The organism is uncultured Bradyrhizobium sp., assembly GCF_936928535.1.
GTDB lineage: Bacteria > Pseudomonadota > Alphaproteobacteria > Rhizobiales > Xanthobacteraceae > Bradyrhizobium.
Genome location: NZ_CAKZHY010000092.1, coordinates 12,807 through 30,434 on the forward strand (window position 1 = coordinate 12,807; position 17,628 = coordinate 30,434).

The window sequence follows — 17,628 nt, forward strand, 5'->3', positions numbered from 1 at the left end:
CAAATACAATCAAAAAATCAGGGAGAGAACGATGAGCGATTTCGACAGGCGAAGTGTGCTTAAAGCCGGCCTGGGCGGTGCAGCGTTGCTGGTTGGCCCGGGCGTCGTCCCCGTCCGGGCTGCGGAGTGGACCAACACCCCGGAGCCGAATGCCTCCATCCGCGTGCTGCGCTGGAAGCAGTTCATCCAGGCCGAGTTCGACAAGTTCGCCGAGCAGACCAAGAAGTTCTCGGAGAAGACCGGCATCAAGGTCAAGCTCGAGGCCGAGAGCTGGGAAGACATCCGCCCGAAGGCCGCGGTCGCCGCCAATGTCGGCGCCGGCCCCGACCTCATCATCGGTACGCTCGATGATCCCCACAAATTCCCGGAGAAGCTGATCGACGTCACCGACGTCGCCCAATATCTCGGGGCCCAATATGGCGGCTGGTATCCGGTCGCCGAGAAGTACGGCAGGAAGGGAAGCAACTGGATCGCAATTCCGCAAGGCGCGACCGGTGGCTGCCTGAACTACCGCATCAGCCACATGAAGGCCGCCGGCTTCGAGCAATTCCCGAAGGACACCGATGGCTTCCTCAAGCTGTGCCAGGCGCTGAAGAAGAACAACACGCCGGCCGGCTTCGCGCTCGGTCATGCCACGGGCGATGCCAACGGCTGGTGCCAGTGGGCGCTGTGGGCATTTGGCGGCAAGGTTGTCAACGAGAAGAACGAAGTCGTGCTCGATTCGCCGGAAACGATCGCGGCACTCGAATACGTCAAGCAGCTCTACGCGACGTTCATTCCGGGCGTGCTGTCGTGGAACGACTCGAACAACAACAAGGCCTTCCTCAATGGCGAGCTCAGTCTCACCCTGAACGGTATCTCGATCTGGACCGTCGGCAAGAACTCCCCTGATCCGAAGCAGCAGGAGATCGCCAAGGACATGGATCATGCGCCGATGCCGATCGGTCCGGTGGGTAAGCCGACCGAGCAGCAGAACATCCTGGTCTACTACGGCTATAAGCATTCGAAGTATCCGAAGGCCGTCAAGGAATACATCAAGTTCATGATGGACAAGGAGAATTACGACGCCTGGGAGGTCGCCTCGAACGGCTACGTCTCGCCGCCGCTCCCGGCCTACAATGACAACCCGGTCTGGACCTCCGATCCCAAGATCACGCCGTACCGCGACTGCCTCAAGCGCTGCCTGGACAATGGCTATGCCGGCGATCTCGGCTACGCCTCGGCCGCCGTCATGGGCGACTTCGTGGTGGTCGACATGTTCGCCGAAGCCGCCTCCGGCTCGGCCACGCCGCAGGAAGCCGCCAAGCGCGCTGCCGAGCGCGCCAAGCGCTACTATCAGGTCTGATCCGCTACAGGCGGCGGCGTCCAGTCTGCTGGGCGCCGCCGTCGTCGTTCCTTGAGGGGAGTTCGACATGGCAGTCATTGCCGAACCCGTCGCTGCGCAGGTCAAGCGCAGCAGCCTGTGGACCAGGGCGTTCGAGAGCCGGAATTTTCTCGGCGCCATGTTCATGGTGCCGGCAATCGCCATCCTGATCCTGTTTCTGGCTTATCCGCTGGCGCTCGGATTCTGGCTCGGCATGACCGACACCAAGATCGGCGGCGTCGGCCGTTTCATCGGTTTCCAGAACTTCGTCTCGCTGTCCAAGGACAGCGTGTTCTGGCTGTCGGTGTTCAACACCATTTTCTACACGGTGTTCGCCAGCATCGTGAAATTCGCGATCGGGCTTTACCTCGCGCTGCTGCTCAACGAGCGGCTGCCGTTCAAGTCGATGGTCCGCGCCATCGTGCTGTTGCCCTTCGTGGTGCCGACCGTGCTGTCGGCGATCGCGTTCTGGTGGATCTATGACAGCCAGTTCTCGATCATCTCCTGGGTGCTGATCAAGGCCGGCATTCTGACCCACTACATCGATTTCCTCGGCGATCCCTGGAATGCGCGCTGGTCGGTCGTGCTCGCCAATATCTGGCGCGGCGTGCCGTTCGTGGCGATCACGCTGCTGGCGGGATTGCAGACCATCTCGCCCTCGCTTTACGAGGCCGCCAATCTCGACGGCGCCACCAACATGCAGCGCTTCCGTCACATCACGCTGCCGATGCTGTCGCCGATCATTGCAGTGGTGATGACGTTCTCGGTGCTGATGACGTTCACCGACTTCCAGCTGATCTACACCATCACGCGGGGCGGGCCGATCAACGCCACGCATCTGATGGCGACGCTGTCGTTCCAGCGCGCCATTACCGGTGGCAACCTTGGCGAGGGCGCGGCGATCTCCAATGCGATGATCCCGTTCCTGGTCGCTGCAATCCTGCTCAGCTTCTTCGGGCTTCAGCGCTCGCGCTGGCAGCAGGGCGGAAGGGACTGACCATGACCACTGTGGACGACCAAAGCGTCGGAATGGACTATCTGGAAAGCTTCCCGAAGAAGTTTCTCCGGGTTTACCTCCCGCTCGGCCTGATCATCTTCTTCCTGCTGTTTCCGTTTTACTGGATGGCGGTGACGACGTTCAAACCCGATGCGGAGATGTACGATTACGAGAAGTACAATCCGTTCCTGATTGCGCATCCGACGCTGGAGCATATCAAGAAGCTGTTCTTCGACACCGACTATCCGCTGTGGATGTGGAACACCGTGATCGTCTCGGTGTCCTCGACCTTCATCTCCCTGTTCGCCAGTGTCTGCGCGGCTTACGCGATCGAGCGTCTGCGCTACACCGGCTCGCGTTATATTGGGCTGGCGATCTTCCTCGGCTATCTCGTGCCCCCCTCGATCCTGTTCATTCCGCTGGCAGCGATCGTGTTCCAGCTCGGCCTGTTCGACGGCAATCTGGCGCTGATCCTGACCTATCCAACCTTCCTGATCCCGTTCTGCACCTGGCTGCTGATGGGCTATTTCCGCACCATTCCCTATGAGCTGGAGGAATGCGCGCTGATCGACGGGGCCACGCGGCTGCAGATCCTGGTCAAGATCACGCTTCCTTTGTCTCTGCCGGGAGTGATCTCGGCCGGCATCTTCGCCTTCACCTTGTCCTGGAACGAGTTCATCTACGCGCTGACCTTCATCTCCTCCTCGGAGAACAAGACGATTCCCGTCGGCGCGATCACCGAGCTCGTCAACGGCGACGTCTACCATTGGGGCGCCTTGATGGCGGCGGCCCTGACTGGCTCGGTTCCCGTAGTTATCCTTTATTCCTTCTTCGTAGAGTACTATGTGTCGGCGATGACCGGCGCCGTGAAGGAATGATCAGCGGGGCCTGCCTGGAGACGCGCCACCACGTTTCAAGAGCGGCGCGTTCCAGCCAATAAGAAGGAGTAGGCTCTTGCACATTCTGGTTCTGGGCGCTGCCGGCATGGTCGGCCGCAAATTGTGTGAACGTCTCTTGCGCGACGGCCGTCTCGGCAAGAGCGACATCACCAAATTGACCATGCACGACGTGGTCGAGCCCAAGAAGCCGGAGAAGGCCGGTTTTGCCGTCGAGACCGTCTCGGGCGATTTTGCCGTGCCGGGTGCGGCCGAGAAGCTGATCGCCGGCCGTCCCGACGTGATCTTCCATCTCGCCGCGATCGTCTCGGGCGAAGCCGAGCTCGATTTCGACAAGGGCTATCGCATCAATCTCGACGGCACTCGTATGCTGCTCGACGCTGTCAGGCTGGTCGGCGGCGGCTACAAGCCGCGCGTCGTGTTCACGTCCTCGATCGCGGTGTTTGGTGCACCGTTCCCGGACGCGATCGGCGACGAGTTCTTCCACACCCCGCTGCTCAGCTATGGCACCCAGAAGGCCATCGGCGAGCTGCTGCTCGCGGACTATTCCCGCCGCGGCTTCCTCGACGGCATCGGCATCCGCTTGCCGACCATCTGCATCCGGCCCGGTCTGCCCAACAAGGCAGCATCGGGCTTCTTCTCCAACATCCTGCGCGAGCCCTTGGCCGGCAAGGAGGCGGTGCTCCCGGTCTCCGAGGACGTCCGGCACTGGCACGCCACGCCGCGCTCGGCCGTCGGTTTCCTGCTGCATGCGGGCACCATGGATCTTGCGGCCGTCGGTCCGCGCCGCAACCTGACGATGCCTGGCCTGTCCGCAACCGTCGGCGAGCAGATCGCCGCCTTGAAGCGCGTTGCCGGCGAGAAGGTTGCCGCCCGCATCAAGCGGGAGCCTGATCCTTTCATCGTCGGTATCGTCGGTGGCTGGCCGCGCAACTTCAACCCAAAGCGGTCGCTCGAGCTCGGCTTCACCACCGCCGAGAAGACCTTTGACGATATCATCCGCATTCACATCGAAGACGAGCTCGGCGGCAACTTCGTCGCCTGATCTAACCGATGAACAGCGTGGATATGACGATGGCGAGCGTGGCTTGCATCGGTGAGTGCATGGTCGAGCTCCGGCAGGCTCAAGGTGGGCAGGCCGGGCAGGGCGGCGGCTTGTTCTCGCGCGGCTTCGGCGGCGACACCCTCAATACCGCGGTGTATCTGGCGCGGCTCGAGGTCAAGGTCGACTATTTCACCGCGCTCGGCGACGACGGCATGAGCGAGGAGATGATCGCGGCCTGGAACGCCGAGGGGGTCGGCACCAGGCGTGTGGTGCGGCTGCCGGGCAAGCTGCCCGGCCTCTACATGATCCAGCTGGATGCCAATGGCGAGCGCCAGTTCTTCCACTGGCGCGACAGCGCAGCGGCGCGGCAGCTGATGAGCTTGCCGGAGACCGACGAGTTGCTCAACTCGCTGATGAGCTACGACATCGTCTATCTCTCCGCGATCACGCTCTCGATCTACGACCCGGCCGGGCGCGATCGCCTGTTCGCGGCGATCAAGCGCGCGCGCCTGCTCGGAACGCGCTTCGTGTTCGACACCAATTTCCGCGCACGCGGCTGGCCGGATCGCGACGTCGCGCGCGAGGTGTTTGCCACGGCGTTTGCGGCCGCCGACATCGTGCTGACCTCGACCGAGGACCTGCTTGCGCTCTATCCCGGCGAGAGCCCGGAGCAATTGATGGCGCGGATCCCGACGCCCGAGCTGGTGTTCCGCCTTGCCGAGCCCGTCAGCCTGCTGCGCTACCCCGGCGGCACAAGCGAAGTCCGCGCCGAACCCATGACGAGGCCGGTGGTCGACACCACCGCGGCCGGCGACAGCTTTGCTGCGGCCTATATCGCGGCCCGGCTCGGCGGTTCCGATCCGGTCGAGGCGGCCCAATCAGGGCACCGGCTCGCGAGCCTGGTGATCTGCTATCCCGGCGCCATCATTCCGGGCTATGCCATGCCACCGAAGAAGCGATACCGGCCGGCGCCCACGCGCCAGGCCACGAAGTAACGCGACCCAATCCAACGAAAAGATCCAGAAGATGCCCACTGCTGCCCAACAGAATCACCTCGTCGCGCTGTTCAAGGCCGCGACCGTCATCCCCGTCCTCACCATCGAGCGCATCCAGGATGCCGTGCCGCTGGCGCAAGCGCTGGTGGCCGGCGGCGTCCGCACGTTTGAGGTGACCCTGCGCACATCGATTGCGATCGAGGCCGCGCGGGCGATCATGTCGGAAGTCCCCGACGCGGTCGTCGGCATCGGCACAATTCTCAATCCGGCCGACTTCACCCGGGTCGAGAAGCTCGGCGTCGCCTTCGGCATCAGCCCGGGCCTGACCCCCGATCTGCTCAAGGCCGCCACCCACAGTTCATTGCCGTTCGCACCGGGCATTGCCACGGCCTCCGAGCTGATGATGGCGCTGTCCTACGGCTTCGACGTCGCCAAATTCTTCCCGGCCGAGCAGGCTGGCGGCATCAAGGGACTGCGCTCGCTGGGTGGGCCGTTCCCCAACGTGCGGTTTTGCCCGACCGGCGGGGTTGGCGAGGCCAATGCGGCCACCTGGTTGGCCGAACCCAATGTGGTCGCGGTCGGCGGTTCCTGGCTGTGCCCGACGGCGGAGATCAAGGCGGGGAACTGGGCCGGCATAACTGCCATCTGCCAGCGCACCCTCCAGGCCCTTAAACCAGCGTGAAGTCTTGCCATCCCTGGGCTAAGACTTAGGTCAGCAAGAGACCGCCAGGGAGAGAAGGCCATGACTGCCAGCATCGTCGGATGGGCGCATACGCCGTTCGGCAAATTCGACACCGAAACCGTCGAAAGCCTCGTCGTCCGTGTTGCCAACGAGGCGATGGCTGATGCCGGCATTTCGGCCTCGGATGTCGACGAGATCGTGCTCGGCCATTTCAACGCCGGCTTCTCGGCGCAGGATTTTACCGCCTCGCTGGTGCTCCAGGCCGACCCGAAGCTGCGCTTCAAGCCGGCGACCCGGGTCGAGAACGCCTGTGCCACGGGCTCTGCCGCGGTCCACCAGGGCCTGCGGGCGATCGCCGCTGGCGCTGCCAAGATCGTGCTCGTCGTCGGCGTCGAGCAGATGACCCGCACGCCGGGCCCGGAGATTGGCAAGAACCTGCTCAAGGCGTCCTATCTGCCTGAAGATGGCGAGACCGTCGGCGGATTCGCCGGCGTGTTCGGCAAGATCGCCAGCTCCTATTTTCAAAAGTACGGCGACCAGTCCGATGCGCTGGCGCTGATTGCGGCCAAGAACCACAAGAATGGCGTCGCCAATCCCTTTGCCCAGATGCGCAAGGATTTCGGCTTCGATTTCTGCCGTGCCGAGAGCGAGAAGAACCCTTATGTCGCAGGTCCCTTGAAGCGCACCGATTGCTCGCTGGTCTCCGACGGCGCGGCTGCGCTGGTGCTGGCCGATGCCGAGACGGCCAAGACCATGGGCAAGTCGATCGGTTTCCGCGCCACCGCGCACGCCCAGGACTTCCTGCCAATGTCCAAGCGCGACATCCTCCAGTTCGAGGGCTGCACGGTGGCCTGGCAGCGCGCGCTGGAGCAGGCAGGCGTGACGCTGTCCGATCTCTCCTTCGTCGAAACCCACGACTGCTTCACCGTCGCCGAGCTGATCGAGTACGAAGCGATGGGCCTGACGCCGAAGGGGCAGGGCGCCCGCGCCATCAAGGAGGGCTGGACGCTCAAGGACGGCAAGCTGCCGGTCAATCCGTCCGGCGGGTTGAAGGCCAAGGGTCACCCGATCGGCGCCACCGGCGTCTCCATGCACGTGATGACGGCAATGCAGCTCGCCGGCCAGGCGCCCGAGGGCATGCAGCTCAAGAACGCCAAGCTCGGCGGCATCTTCAACATGGGCGGCGCCGCGGTCGCCAACTACGTTTCGGTGCTCGAACCGCTGAAATAGGTCTTGTAGGGTGGGTTAGCTGGCGGCGGCGCGAAGCGCAGGCGCTGGCGTAACCCACCCCTTCTCTGTCCGCGTGGAAAGCAAAGAGGTGGATTACGCCTTCGGCTAATCCGCCCTACGTTTCTTGCGTTAGATCATGGTGGGCCGGTTCCAGCTCGCCTTAATGCTCCCATTGATTTGCAGGGACTGCATCATGAGCAATGACTACGAAGACTCTCTTTCTCTCGAATCCCTCAACGACCGCATCGCGATCCTCGAGGATAATATCCGCCAGTTGATCGAGCAGGCTGCCGCCGCCTCCGGCGAGCAGAGCGAGTCGCGCATCGCCGATCGCATCAACCAGCAGAACGACGAACTCGACCGCCTCATGAAGATCCGCGAATCCCGCCAGAAGAAATAGCGGCCGTCCTCGCGCATGCGGCCATACGCCGGCCGCCCTTGCGCATGCGCCGTTACTCCCCTTAGCTGGACCGAAATCGCGGAGCCGCAAGTTGAGCCCGCGCCATCGGGAGGATGCGAATGGGGCCGCTGAAGGGCATCAAGGTCATCGACATGACCACCGTGCTGATGGGCCCCTATGCGACCCAGATGCTCGGCGACTACGGGGCCGAAATCATCAAGGTGGAATCGCTCGACGGCGACGTCACCCGCCTGATCGGCCCGATGCGGCACGCCGGCATGGGCCCGGTGTTCCTCAACACCAACCGCAGCAAGCGCTCGATCTGCCTCGACCTGAAGAAGCCGGCGGGGCACGAGGCCGTATTGCGGCTGCTGAAGGACGCCGACGTGCTCGTCTACAATGTGCGCCCACAGGCGATGGCGCGGCTTCAGCTTGGCTATGACGTCGTCTCCGCAATCAACCCGCGCCTCGTCTATGCCGGTGTGTTCGGCTTCGGTCAGGACGGGCCATATGCGGCCAAGCCCGCCTACGACGATCTGATCCAGGGCGCAACCGCGCTCCCCGCGTTGATGGCGCAGACCGGTGACGGCGTGCCGCGCTACGTGCCGAACGCGCTGGTCGACCGCATCGTCGGCCTCACGGCCGTCGGCGCGATCTGCGCCAGCCTCGTGCACCGCGACCGCACCGGCCGTGGCCAGCGCGTCGACATCCCGATGTTCGAGACCATGGCCGCCTTCGTCATGGGCGATCACATGGGCGGCCTCACCTATGAGCCGCCGCTGGACAAGGGCGGCTACGCCCGTCACCTCTCGCGCGACCGCAGGCCGTACAAGACCTCGGACGGTTATCTCAGCGTCATCGTCTACAACGACAAGCAGTGGGAGAGTTTTTTCACGGCGACCGGCCGCGATGACCTGCGCGCCGATCCGAAGTTCGCGACCTTCGCCGGCCGCGCCGCCAATATCGACGTCGTCTATGCCGAGCTCGCGCGTATCTTCGAGACGCGCACCACCGCCGAGTGGATCGACCTTTTGACCAGGGCCGACGTGCCCGTGATGCCGATGCACGACCTCGCATCGATCCTGCACGATGAGCATCTGGAGGCGACCGGTTTCTTTCCGGTGGTCGACCATCCGACCGAAGGTCCGATCCGCAGCATGAAGGTGACGGCGAATTGGTCGGAGACCGAGGCCGAGCCCGTGCGACTTGCGCCGCGGCTCAACGAGCATGGCGCGGAGATCCTGCGCGAGATCGGCTACTCCCAGGACGAGATCGCAGCCATGGTCCGCGACGGCGTCACGCGCGCGGCGCCGGAGTAGGGAGGAGAAAGTGAGGGTGACTATTCTCTCATCCGTCATTCCGGGGCGGTCCGTAGGACCGAGCCCGGAATCTCGAGATTCCGGGCCCGATGCTTCGCATCGCCCCCGAATGACAGCGGGGTTTATGTCATGAGTTTCATCACCGGCGTCGGTCTCACATCGTTCGGCAAGCACGAAGGCTCGTCTTCGCTCGACCTGATGAGCAAAGCCGCGCAAGCCTCACTTGATGACGCCGGGCTCAAGCGCGCCGAGATCGACGGCATCCTCTGTGGCTATTCCACCGTCTCACCGCACATCATGCTCGCGACGGTGTTCGCCGAGCATTTCGGCATTCGGCCATCTTACGCCCATGCTGTGCAGGTCGGCGGTGCCACGGGCCTCGCGATGACCATGCTTGCCCATCACTTGGTCGAGGCTAATGTCTGCCGCAACGTGCTCGTGGTCGCCGGCGAGAACCGCCTGACGGGCCAGAGCCGCGATGCCTCGATCCAGGCGCTGGCGCAGGTCGGCCACCCCGACTACGAGGTGCCGCTCGGCCCGACCATCCCCGCTTATTACGGCCTGGTCGCCACCCGCTATATGCACGAATATGGCGTGACCGAAGAGGACCTTGCCGAGTTCGCCGTGCTGATGCGCGCGCACGCCTGCACCCATCCCGGTGCGCAATTCCACGATCCCATCACGGTTGCCGACGTCATGGCCTCGAAGCCGGTCGCGATGCCGCTCAAGCTGCTCGACTGCTGCCCGGTATCGGACGGCGGCGCGGCCCTCGTGATCAGCCGGGAGCGGACTGGCGAGCCAGGGGTGCGCATTCGTGGCTGCGCGCAGGCACACACTCATCAGCACGTCACCGCCGCGCCGAACCTGAGCGAGTTCGGCGCGGAGATCTCGATCGCCCGCGCCAAGGAGGCCACGGGCTTGGCGATCTCAGATGTGCGCTATGCCGCGATCTACGACAGTTTCACCATTACACTTGCGATGCTGCTGGAGGATCTCGGCCTTGCCGGACGCGGCGAGGCTGCCGCGCGCGTGCGTGCGGGTCATTTCAGCCGCGATGGCGCCATGCCGCTGAACACCCACGGTGGCCTGCTCAGCTACGGCCATTGCGGCGTCGGCGGGGCCATGGCGCACCTGGTCGAGGCGCATTTGCAGATGACGGGGCGGGCGGAGAATCGCCAGGTGAAGGACGCGTCGATCGCGCTGCTGCACGGCGACGGCGGCGTGCTCTCGTCCCATGTCAGCATGTTTCTGGAGCAGGTGCGATGAGCGAACGTCTGGCGGACTGGACCAAAGGCGAAGAGGCGATCACCTACCAGACCTGCGCCTCATGCGGCCATGTGCAGTATTTCCATCGCGCCTTCTGCGCGGCCTGTGGCGCGGCCGGTCCGCGCGAGGCGCGCGCCAGCGGCAAGGGCACGGTCTACGCGACCTCGCTGGTCTGCCGCGCGGCCACGCCCGAAACCCGCGCTCACGTGCCCTACAACATCCTGCTTGTCGATTGCGCTGAGGGATTTCGGATGATGGCCCATGGCGAGAATGATCTCGCGATCGGCGATTCGGTCGCTGCGAGCTTCAAACCGTTCGCCGGTAAGCTCGTGCCCTTCTTCACGAAGGAAGGGTGAGGGGATTTCGTCATTCGGGGGCGGTCCTGGGGACCGAGCCTGGAACGGGTATTCTGGGCCTGGCCTGTGCGAGGGCCACCCCGGAATGACGAAAACTCATAAACTCAACTACCGCGCGTAGAACAATATGCTGGCGATGACGAGCGTTGCCATCACCGCCAGCATATGCGCGAGCGCTTCCGAGGCCGCCCCCTTGGAGGCTTCCTTCATGCCGTTTTCTCCCTAGACTTGGGCGTGACTCATCGTTGCGCGCACTGCGCACCCGACGGCCAATTGTTTTTACTCGGAACACCCCACTCGACTATTCACCGCAATGTGTCCCCACGCGGCGAACATCGACTGTGCCAAGGTCGATCAGCAATGCGGCGGCAATTTGACTCGATGATGTTGCTCCTGCGTCGGGCTGCGAATAGAGTTTTTGGGAACTTATTCCGCTCGCGACAATAAGCCTCAAAAGCGTCAGGAAAAACTCAAGGAAAATCATGGCCCGTATCGACTACAGCGATCCGTCCAAGGCATCCGACCGCACCCGCGAAATCCTCGACAAGAACCGCAACGCCAACATTTTCCGCATGATGGCGCATTCTCCGAGTTATTTTGAGCAGTATTGCCGCCTCGGTGGTGCCATCAGGCACAAGGGCGAGCTCGATCCTGTTGTGCGCGAGCTCGCGATTACGCGTACCGGCATTCTGTGCGAGGCGCCCTACGAGATCATCGCGCATAAGCGCATCGGCAAGAATGTCGGCGTCAGCGACGCGCAGAACGCGGCGCTGGAGAACTGGCAGGCCGCCAGCTGCTTCGACGAAACCCAGCGGGCCGCGCTCGCTTTCACTGACGAGGTCGTCAAGCTGAAGAAGCCGACGGATGCGACCTTCAAGGCAATCGCCGCGAAGCTGACACCGGCTGCGCTCGTCGAGTTGCAGCTCTCGGTCGGATTCTACATCATGACGTCAAAGTTCCTGGAGACGTTCGAGATCGATCTCCAGCCCGTCACCGAAGTGGTGGGCTGATCAGCGCGAGCCGCGAGGGATGGTCATGACGATCGATGAATATGCGGCCTGGGCCGCAACCATTGCAAAAGTCGATGAGCATCCCTCGAACGAGCGGCTCTCTTATCTCGGCCTTGGCCTTGCCGGCGAAGCGGGCGAGGTCGCCGAGCACATCAAGAAGCTGCTCCGCGACGACTGGCTCGACAAGGCGGGTCTGGTCGAAGAGCTCGGTGATGTCATCTACTACTGGGCCTGCCTCTGCGCCGCGACCGGCCAGCAGCCGTCCGAACTGCTGAAGGCCAGCTCCGCCAAGATCAAGCGGCGCATCAGCCAGGCGGCGAGCCGGTAGAGAGAGGTATAAGATTCACTCACAAGAGGTCGTCATGCCCGGGACAAGCCCGGCCTCGACGCTGTGGAGACAACGATGCGCCGGCTCTGGGCCTCACGTCGACGTCAGGATATCGACCTTGGTGTTGGCCACGATCAGTCGATCGGCCAATAGCTGCGCCAAATTGCGCATGATGCGCTCGGAGGCACGCGGGTGTTGCCTGCGAAAGCGCTCGAAATCCTTCAGTGACACCTCGAACGCGGTCGCCGCCATGTCCGCGAACACGTCGGCGGAGCGGGACGTCTCGATCAGCGCCATCTCGCCAAAGGCCATGCCGGCAGTGAGTGTCGCCAGGCGCACGCCATCGGGCAGGGTGACATGCACGGCACCGCTGCGCAGGAAGAACAGGGCATCGGCGGGATCTCCCGTCGTGACGATCTTTGCGCCGGACTGATAGGTCCTGATGGTGCAGATCGAGGCGAGGTCCGTCAGCTCTTCGGCGCTGAGACCGTCGAGCAGCGGCTGCTCCGACAGTTCGGTGGTCTCGTGAAAATCGATCGAGCCGCCATAGCGGTAGACGATCTGGTCTTCCGCCCACTCGATTGCGGTGTCGAGCAGATAGAAGTCGCGGACATTCTTCAGCTCGGCGGTCCACTCCCGCAGCGTATTCCATTCTTTCGAGGCGCGCCTGACGCCCGATATCACCACGGTGACATCGAGCTCGGCGAGTTCCTCGAAAGCTTCCGCGAGGAGCCGGGCACCAGCTCGTGTCGTCGAGGTGACGCGGTGCAGATCGAACACGACGATCTGCGGCCGCGATTGCCCAGCGAGCCGGCGCGTCACGTAGTCGACCGCCGACAGTGACAGCACGCCAACCAGCTCGATCACACGCACGGCCTGGTCATGCGCGGCGAGAATGTCGCGCTCCTGCTGGCGGCGGACGCGGCGAGACGGGCTCTTGCCGATGTCGTAGTCGGCGATGACGGCGTTACGGGCATCGTCGCTGCGGTTGAGCATATGCAGGTCATAATGCGAGGACAGCGCCTCGCAGACCTTGATGCCGCGCACGCTGTTGCCGTGCTTGTCGAGCCTTGGCGAATAGCTGCCAAGCCCGAGGCGAGCGGGGAGCGCGGCCAGAATGCCGCCGCCGACGCCGCTCTTGGCGGGAATGCCGATCCGGTAGATCCACTCGCCGGCATAGTCGTACATGCCCGACGACGTCATCACCGACAGCGTGCGCGAGATCGCATAAGGCGTCAGCACCTGTTCGCCGGTCACGGGATTGACGCCGCGATTGGCGAGCGTTGCTGCCATCACCGCGATGTCGCGCGCGGTGACCAGCACGGCGCATTGCCGGAAATAGACGTCGAGCACGCCGGCGACATTGTCCGAAATCACCGCATTGGTCTTGAGCAGATAGCCGATGGCGCGGTTGCGGTCGCCGGTCTGACTCTCCGAAGCGTAGACGGACTCGTCGACCGCGAGGTCGCGTCCGGCAAATCGGCTGAGCGCAAGACGGATCTGCTCGAAGGCATCATTGCCCTTGCTCGCGTGGATCAGCCCGGTGCAGGCGATCGCGCCGGCATTGACCATCGGATTGAAGGGATGGTTCTCGGAATTGAGCCGGATCGAGTTGAAAGGATCGCCGGAGGGTTCGACACCGATCGCGCTCTCGACATGGCTTGCGCCGAGCAGGTCGAGTGCGAGCGCAAACACGAACGGCTTCGACATCGACTGGATGGTGAAGGGTACCCGGGAGTCGCCCACTTCGTAGACATGGCCGTCGAGCGTGGCGAGGCTGATGCCAAAATAGGCAGGGTCGGCTTTGCTCAGCTCGGGAATATAATCCGCGACATGACCCGTAGTTTCCGCAGAGAATTCATTCAGGCATGTGTCGAGAAACCGCAGCAGCGGTGGTTTCGAGCGGGTCCAGGCAGAAGCGGGCGGCGGTTGCGCTATCATTGCTCCCTTGTGCAACGCATTAAGCATACGCGCAACCCGTCGCGATCCGTATGCTCGCCCAGCATAACGCCCGAACGCAAGATGCCGCGCGCTATCCCGATATGATCGGTTTCAGATTGTCGCGGATCAGAAGCAGGCGGCGCGTGCTCAGCTCGCGACGATTACGATCGCTTGTCGCTCGGCAACAAAGTCATCGATCTTCACGAGCAGCGATGTGAGCGTACCTGATGCAGGCGAGAGCACCGGTATCTCCATCTTCATGGCTTCGACGACCACAACGTCGTCGCCGTTGGCGAGGGTTCCTCCAACTTGCACGGGAGTTGCGCAGATGCGGCCCGCGACGTCAGTGCGATCTTAATTTCTGGCATGCCATCGCCTTTTTGTTGTCGTCGCAAAATGCCTGAGGTAGCGTCGTTCACAAGTGGAATTTAATTCCGCACAGCGGAACAACCGGTAGGGATCATGGGACGACGTTCGGAGCGGTTAAGCAGGCAAGGTGCGCTCGCTGGCGATGCCGGTGAGGGTGATGTCATCCAGGTGGTGTCGCGCGCGTTCGACGTGTTGCGATGCTTCGAGGGCCACGAGGCGCGGCTCGGCAATCTCGAGATTTCGAATCGCTGCGGCTTGCCGCGTTCGACGGTGTCGCGGCTCACGCACACGCTGACGCGCATGGGGCAACTCGTCTATCTGCCGCGCGATCAGAAGTATCGGATCGGTCCGAGCGCGGTGGCGATGAGCGCCTCGATGATGAAGGGCGCGCAGCTGCGCAGCATGATCCGGCAGCGGCTTCAGGAAGTCGCCGAGCAATTGCCGGGCACCGTCGGCTTCGTCGTGCCCGATCGCTTCCATCTGGTTTATCTGCAGTTCGCGCGCTCGCCTTCCGCGCTCGGTCTGCACGAGGGCACCGGCAGCCGCATCTCGATGGCCTCGACCGCCGCGGGGGCGGCCTACACCGCGGCGCTGCCACCTGAAGTCGGCGATGCCTTCATCAACGACATGGAGCGCGAAGCGCCGGAGGCTGCAAAGATCCTGCGGCCGCGCATCGAAGCCAACAGGCAGTCGCTGCACGAGCGCGGCTATGTCACGGCCTGCGGCCTGTGGAGCCCGCACATCAATGGCCTCGCGGTGCCGATCTGGTCGCCGCAGTACCAAACCTTCGTGGTCGTCACGATCGGGCTATTGTCGGCGATGTATGACGAGCAACGCCTGGATGCTGAGGTCGCGCCGCTGATGCTGGCGCTCGGCCGCTCGCTCGGCAGCCTGATGGAGGGCGTCGAAGGCGATGCTTTCAACAACCGCATCTCGCGCAAACCGGTCGCAATGGCCGTGCATAACAATAACAAGCCGATGAGTTCGGAGGGAGTGAATGAACTGGAAGCCGGAACTCGACGAGCTCGCCCGGCGCGAAGCCTTCGCGCGGGAGATGGGCGGCGTTGACAAGGTCAAGCGACAGCATGACCAGGGCCGGCTGACAGTTCGGGAACGCATCGACAAACTGATCGACAAGGGAAGCTTCCACGAGATCGGTGCCGTCTCCGGCATCGGTGAGTACGATCCCAGGGGCGAGCTGAAGACGGTGACGCCGGCGAACTGCGTGTTCGGCCGCGCCAAGGTCGACGGCCGCACCGTGGTCGTCGTGGGCGACGATTTCACCGTGCGCGGCGGCTCGGCGGATGCGTCGATTTCGGCAAAACCCTTGATGGCGGAGGAGATGGCGCACGACTTCCGTCTGCCCATCATACGCATCATCGAGGGCTCCGGCGGCGGCGGCTCGGTCAAGACCATCGAGACCAAGGGTGCGGCGAATCTGCCTGGCGGTATCGGCGGCACGCGCTGGTATCGCTTCACGACGGAGAATTTGTCGCGCGTGCCTGTGGTCGCGCTTGGCCTCGGTTCGGTCGCGGGCTTAGGCGCCGCGCGTCTCGCCGCCAGCCACTATTCCATCATGACGCGGAAGTCGGCGATGTTCGTCGCGGGCCCGCCAGTGGTGAAGGCGCTCGGCCAGAATCTCTCGAAGGAAGAACTCGGCGGCGCCGACATCCAGACCAAGGCCGGCGCTGTCGATCATGCCGTCGACACCGAGGAAGAGGCCTTTGCCTGCGCCCGGCGCTTCCTGTCCTATCTGCCGTCCTCGGTCTACGAGCTGCCGCCGACCTTGCCCTGCATCGACAATCCGGAGCGGACGGAAGAAGCGCTGATGAAGGCGGTGCCGCGCAACCGCAAGCAGGTCTACAAGGTCAGGCCGATCATTGAATCGGTCGTCGACAAGGGCTCGTTCTTCGAGGTCGCCGGCAATTTCGGCAAGCCGATCATCGTCGGGCTCGCGCGGCTCGAGGGCAGGGTGGTGATGGTCCTCGCCAGCGACAGTTTTCACTATGGCGGCTCCTGGACCGCGGATGCCTGTCAGAAGGTGGTGCGCTGGGTCGACTTCGCCGAGACCTTCCACCTGCCGATCGTCTATCTCATGGACTGCCCCGGCTTCATGATCGGCCTCGACGCCGAGAAGGCGGCGACCATCCGTCACGGCGTTCGCGCCATGGCGGCGGTCAACCAGACCACCGTGCCCTGGTGCACGGTGATCCTGCGCAACGCCTTTGGTGTCGCGGGTGTCGTGCATCAGCCGGCCGACCGGTTCTCGATCCGCTACGCCTGGCCGTCGGCCTATTGGGGCTCGCTACCGCTCGAAGGCGGCATCGAGGCCGCCTACCGCGCCGATATCGACGCGGCCGAGGACAAGGCGGCGAAGCTGAAGGAGATCGAGGAGCGGCTCAACAAGCTGCGCTCGCCGTTCCGCTCGGCCGAAAAATTCTGGGTCGAGGAGATCATCGATCCGCGCAAGACGCGGTCGTTGCTCTGCGAGTTCGCACGTCTCGCCGAGCCGCTGCGCAAAGTCGGGCCACCGGAGAACATGACGATCCGGCCGTAAGCTCTGGTGTCCCGGACAAGCGGCAACGCGCGAGCGTTGCTGCGCAGAGCCGGGACCCAGAAAACCACAAGCGAGATATCGGAGGGGTGGGCCCCGGCTCTGCAACGCATCACGCCGCAAGCGCGGCGCGCTGCGTCGCGTCCGGGGCACGCAACGGAGTGATCCGATTTTCGCGGCTTTCGCGCTGTTGCGTCGGTGTTCGTTGGGAACTTAACCCAGGTTAATCGCGCACTTTCTTCCGCCGCTCTTCAGGCTCATTTCAGCCAAAGCAATATTGGTTTCTCGCGGCCGGGGCAGGACCCTCCAACCCAGAGTCCTGCAAATGATCAAGCAAGTTGTTTCTGCGTGTCTCGCGATTGCTGCCAGCTCTATTGCCGCCGAAGCGCGGCCCTATCGCGGCCTTCAGGCGCCTGAATGTAACGTCACTATGCCCTGCGACTTTTCATATTCGCAAGCACGCCCCGAGCGGGCTCCGAGGCGTCAGTTGCAGGCCTATCGCTCCATGCAAATGAGCGTGATGCCTGCCGGTAATGCCGCCGCCACGACGATCAGCGTCACCGGCGATCGCGTCGTCGGCGGCCGTCCGGCCGGCTGTCCCTCATCCTTCTGCGGCTGCGGCGCGGCGATCCGCGTGTTCGGTCATGTCGTGCCGGAATTGAATCTCGCATCGAACTGGCTGCGCTTTCCGCGCGCGGCGCCGGCGCCGGGAATGGTCGCCGCGCGGCACGGTCATGTCTTCGTTCTGGAGCAGCCGCTCGGTGGTGACGTGTGGATGGCGTATGATGCCAATTCGGGCGGTCACGCCACGCGCATGCACGCGCGTTCGCTGCGCGGCTACACCATCGTCAACCCACACGCCTGATACGACGAAGAG

General features: G+C 63.6%; 18 protein-coding genes and 1 pseudogene. 16 read left to right on the top strand and 3 right to left on the bottom strand.

Annotation, left to right across the window (positions count from 1 at the left end; all coding sequences use genetic code 11):
• Window positions 1–31 precede the first annotated feature (31 nt).
• From Q0687_RS14570 to Q0687_RS14620, 11 genes are all read left to right on the top strand, one after another.
• Window positions 32–1,345 (top strand): ABC transporter substrate-binding protein, encoded by a 1,314-nt coding sequence (locus tag Q0687_RS14570; RefSeq protein ID WP_298877790.1) that lies wholly within the window; start codon window positions 32–34, stop codon window positions 1,343–1,345.
• A gap of 67 nt (window positions 1,346–1,412) precedes the next feature.
• Window positions 1,413–2,360, top strand: a complete 948-nt coding sequence (locus tag Q0687_RS14575) for a sugar ABC transporter permease (RefSeq protein WP_298877792.1) — start codon at window positions 1,413–1,415, stop codon at window positions 2,358–2,360.
• A 2-nt stretch (window positions 2,361–2,362) separates the two neighbouring features.
• Window positions 2,363–3,238, top strand: a complete 876-nt coding sequence (locus Q0687_RS14580; RefSeq protein WP_298877793.1) for a carbohydrate ABC transporter permease — start codon at window positions 2,363–2,365, stop codon at window positions 3,236–3,238.
• Window positions 3,239–3,314: 76 nt separating this feature from the next.
• Window positions 3,315–4,301, top strand: a complete 987-nt coding sequence (gene denD / locus Q0687_RS14585; protein WP_298877795.1) for a D-erythronate dehydrogenase — start codon at window positions 3,315–3,317, stop codon at window positions 4,299–4,301.
• A 29-nt stretch (window positions 4,302–4,330) separates the two neighbouring features.
• On the top strand, window positions 4,331–5,296 hold the full coding sequence (locus Q0687_RS14590) for a sugar kinase (RefSeq protein WP_298877797.1): 966 nt from the start codon (window positions 4,331–4,333) through the stop codon (window positions 5,294–5,296).
• A 31-nt stretch (window positions 5,297–5,327) separates the two neighbouring features.
• Window positions 5,328–5,978, top strand: a complete 651-nt coding sequence (gene eda, locus Q0687_RS14595) for a bifunctional 4-hydroxy-2-oxoglutarate aldolase/2-dehydro-3-deoxy-phosphogluconate aldolase (RefSeq protein ID WP_298877799.1) — start codon at window positions 5,328–5,330, stop codon at window positions 5,976–5,978.
• A gap of 60 nt (window positions 5,979–6,038) precedes the next feature.
• Window positions 6,039–7,208, top strand: a complete 1,170-nt coding sequence (locus Q0687_RS14600; protein WP_298877801.1) for an acetyl-CoA acetyltransferase — start codon at window positions 6,039–6,041, stop codon at window positions 7,206–7,208.
• Between the two features lie 193 nt (window positions 7,209–7,401).
• Window positions 7,402–7,608 carry a hypothetical protein gene (locus Q0687_RS14605; RefSeq protein ID WP_298878045.1) on the top strand — a complete coding sequence of 69 codons (207 nt, stop codon included), beginning with the start codon at window positions 7,402–7,404 and terminating at the stop codon, window positions 7,606–7,608.
• 119 nt (window positions 7,609–7,727) lie between these two features.
• Window positions 7,728–8,927, top strand: coding sequence for a CoA transferase (locus tag Q0687_RS14610; RefSeq protein WP_298877803.1), 1,200 nt, complete (start codon window positions 7,728–7,730; stop codon window positions 8,925–8,927).
• Window positions 8,928–9,056: 129 nt separating this feature from the next.
• On the top strand, window positions 9,057–10,193 hold the full coding sequence (locus Q0687_RS14615) for a thiolase family protein (protein WP_298877805.1): 1,137 nt from the start codon (window positions 9,057–9,059) through the stop codon (window positions 10,191–10,193).
• The gene (locus Q0687_RS14620; RefSeq protein WP_298877807.1) at window positions 10,190–10,549 is read left to right on the top strand and encodes an OB-fold domain-containing protein; all 360 of its coding nucleotides are present in this window, start codon (window positions 10,190–10,192) and stop codon (window positions 10,547–10,549) included. The genes Q0687_RS14615 and Q0687_RS14620 overlap by 4 nt, the downstream gene beginning before the upstream one ends.
• A 301-nt stretch (window positions 10,550–10,850) precedes the next feature.
• Here Q0687_RS14620 and Q0687_RS14625 read toward each other — a convergent pair whose 3' ends face one another.
• Entirely contained in the window at window positions 10,851–11,033 is a 183-nt protein-coding gene (locus Q0687_RS14625) for a hypothetical protein (protein WP_298877809.1), read from the bottom strand.
• Here Q0687_RS14625 and Q0687_RS14630 point away from each other — a divergent pair.
• Together Q0687_RS14630 and Q0687_RS14635 are read left to right on the top strand one after the other, a co-directional pair.
• Entirely contained in the window at window positions 11,032–11,559 is a 528-nt protein-coding gene (locus Q0687_RS14630; protein WP_298877811.1) for a carboxymuconolactone decarboxylase family protein, read from the top strand. The genes Q0687_RS14625 and Q0687_RS14630 overlap by 2 nt on opposite strands.
• A gap of 25 nt (window positions 11,560–11,584) precedes the next feature.
• A complete protein-coding gene (locus tag Q0687_RS14635; RefSeq protein WP_298877812.1) occupies window positions 11,585–11,887 on the top strand; it encodes a nucleoside triphosphate pyrophosphohydrolase family protein in 303 nt (100 codons plus the stop codon).
• Between the two features lie 93 nt (window positions 11,888–11,980).
• Here the strand turns inward: Q0687_RS14635 and glsA are convergent, their stop codons facing one another.
• Window positions 11,981–13,828 (bottom strand): glutaminase A, encoded by a 1,848-nt coding sequence (glsA, locus tag Q0687_RS14640; protein WP_298877814.1) that lies wholly within the window; start codon window positions 13,826–13,828, stop codon window positions 11,981–11,983.
• A 147-nt stretch (window positions 13,829–13,975) separates the two neighbouring features.
• Window positions 13,976–14,196 (bottom strand): annotated as a pseudogene (locus tag Q0687_RS14645) (acetyl-CoA carboxylase biotin carboxyl carrier protein subunit).
• A 94-nt stretch (window positions 14,197–14,290) separates the two neighbouring features.
• Between Q0687_RS14645 and Q0687_RS14650 the strand changes: the two are divergent.
• The 3 genes from Q0687_RS14650 (at window position 14,291) to Q0687_RS14660 (ending at window position 17,616) form a co-directional block, all read left to right on the top strand.
• Window positions 14,291–15,265 (top strand): helix-turn-helix domain-containing protein, encoded by a 975-nt coding sequence (locus Q0687_RS14650; RefSeq protein ID WP_298877815.1) that lies wholly within the window; start codon window positions 14,291–14,293, stop codon window positions 15,263–15,265.
• Window positions 15,195–16,754, top strand: a complete 1,560-nt coding sequence (locus Q0687_RS14655) for a carboxyl transferase domain-containing protein (RefSeq protein WP_298877817.1) — start codon at window positions 15,195–15,197, stop codon at window positions 16,752–16,754. Before Q0687_RS14650 ends, Q0687_RS14655 begins: the two co-directional genes overlap by 71 nt.
• A gap of 322 nt (window positions 16,755–17,076) precedes the next feature.
• Window positions 17,077–17,616 carry a hypothetical protein gene (locus Q0687_RS14660; protein ID WP_298877820.1) on the top strand — a complete coding sequence of 180 codons (540 nt, stop codon included), beginning with the start codon at window positions 17,077–17,079 and terminating at the stop codon, window positions 17,614–17,616.
• The last annotated feature ends 12 nt before the right edge of the window (window positions 17,617–17,628 follow it).

What these genes read in the sequence shown, in the direction of transcription:
- Q0687_RS14650 (WP_298877815.1), top strand. Translation starts at nt 14,291, where the DNA reads ATGGGACGACGTTCGGAGCGGTTAAGCAGGCAAGGTGCGCTCGCTGGC.
- Q0687_RS14655 (WP_298877817.1), top strand. Translation starts at nt 15,195, where the DNA reads ATGAACTGGAAGCCGGAACTCGACGAGCTCGCCCGGCGCGAAGCCTTC.
- Q0687_RS14630 (WP_298877811.1), top strand. Translation starts at nt 11,032, where the DNA reads ATGGCCCGTATCGACTACAGCGATCCGTCCAAGGCATCCGACCGCACC.
- Q0687_RS14615 (WP_298877805.1), top strand. Translation starts at nt 9,057, where the DNA reads ATGAGTTTCATCACCGGCGTCGGTCTCACATCGTTCGGCAAGCACGAA.
- Q0687_RS14660 (WP_298877820.1), top strand. Translation starts at nt 17,077, where the DNA reads ATGATCAAGCAAGTTGTTTCTGCGTGTCTCGCGATTGCTGCCAGCTCT.
- Q0687_RS14570 (WP_298877790.1), top strand. Translation starts at nt 32, where the DNA reads ATGAGCGATTTCGACAGGCGAAGTGTGCTTAAAGCCGGCCTGGGCGGT.
- Q0687_RS14620 (WP_298877807.1), top strand. Translation starts at nt 10,190, where the DNA reads ATGAGCGAACGTCTGGCGGACTGGACCAAAGGCGAAGAGGCGATCACC.
- Q0687_RS14600 (WP_298877801.1), top strand. Translation starts at nt 6,039, where the DNA reads ATGACTGCCAGCATCGTCGGATGGGCGCATACGCCGTTCGGCAAATTC.
- Q0687_RS14635 (WP_298877812.1), top strand. Translation starts at nt 11,585, where the DNA reads ATGACGATCGATGAATATGCGGCCTGGGCCGCAACCATTGCAAAAGTC.
- Q0687_RS14625 (WP_298877809.1), bottom strand. Translation starts at nt 11,033, where the DNA reads ATGATTTTCCTTGAGTTTTTCCTGACGCTTTTGAGGCTTATTGTCGCG.
- Q0687_RS14580 (WP_298877793.1), top strand. Translation starts at nt 2,363, where the DNA reads ATGACCACTGTGGACGACCAAAGCGTCGGAATGGACTATCTGGAAAGC.
- eda (WP_298877799.1), top strand. Translation starts at nt 5,328, where the DNA reads ATGCCCACTGCTGCCCAACAGAATCACCTCGTCGCGCTGTTCAAGGCC.
- Q0687_RS14605 (WP_298878045.1), top strand. Translation starts at nt 7,402, where the DNA reads ATGAGCAATGACTACGAAGACTCTCTTTCTCTCGAATCCCTCAACGAC.
- Q0687_RS14575 (WP_298877792.1), top strand. Translation starts at nt 1,413, where the DNA reads ATGGCAGTCATTGCCGAACCCGTCGCTGCGCAGGTCAAGCGCAGCAGC.
- Q0687_RS14590 (WP_298877797.1), top strand. Translation starts at nt 4,331, where the DNA reads ATGGCGAGCGTGGCTTGCATCGGTGAGTGCATGGTCGAGCTCCGGCAG.
- glsA (WP_298877814.1), bottom strand. Translation starts at nt 13,828, where the DNA reads ATGATAGCGCAACCGCCGCCCGCTTCTGCCTGGACCCGCTCGAAACCA.
- Q0687_RS14610 (WP_298877803.1), top strand. Translation starts at nt 7,728, where the DNA reads ATGGGGCCGCTGAAGGGCATCAAGGTCATCGACATGACCACCGTGCTG.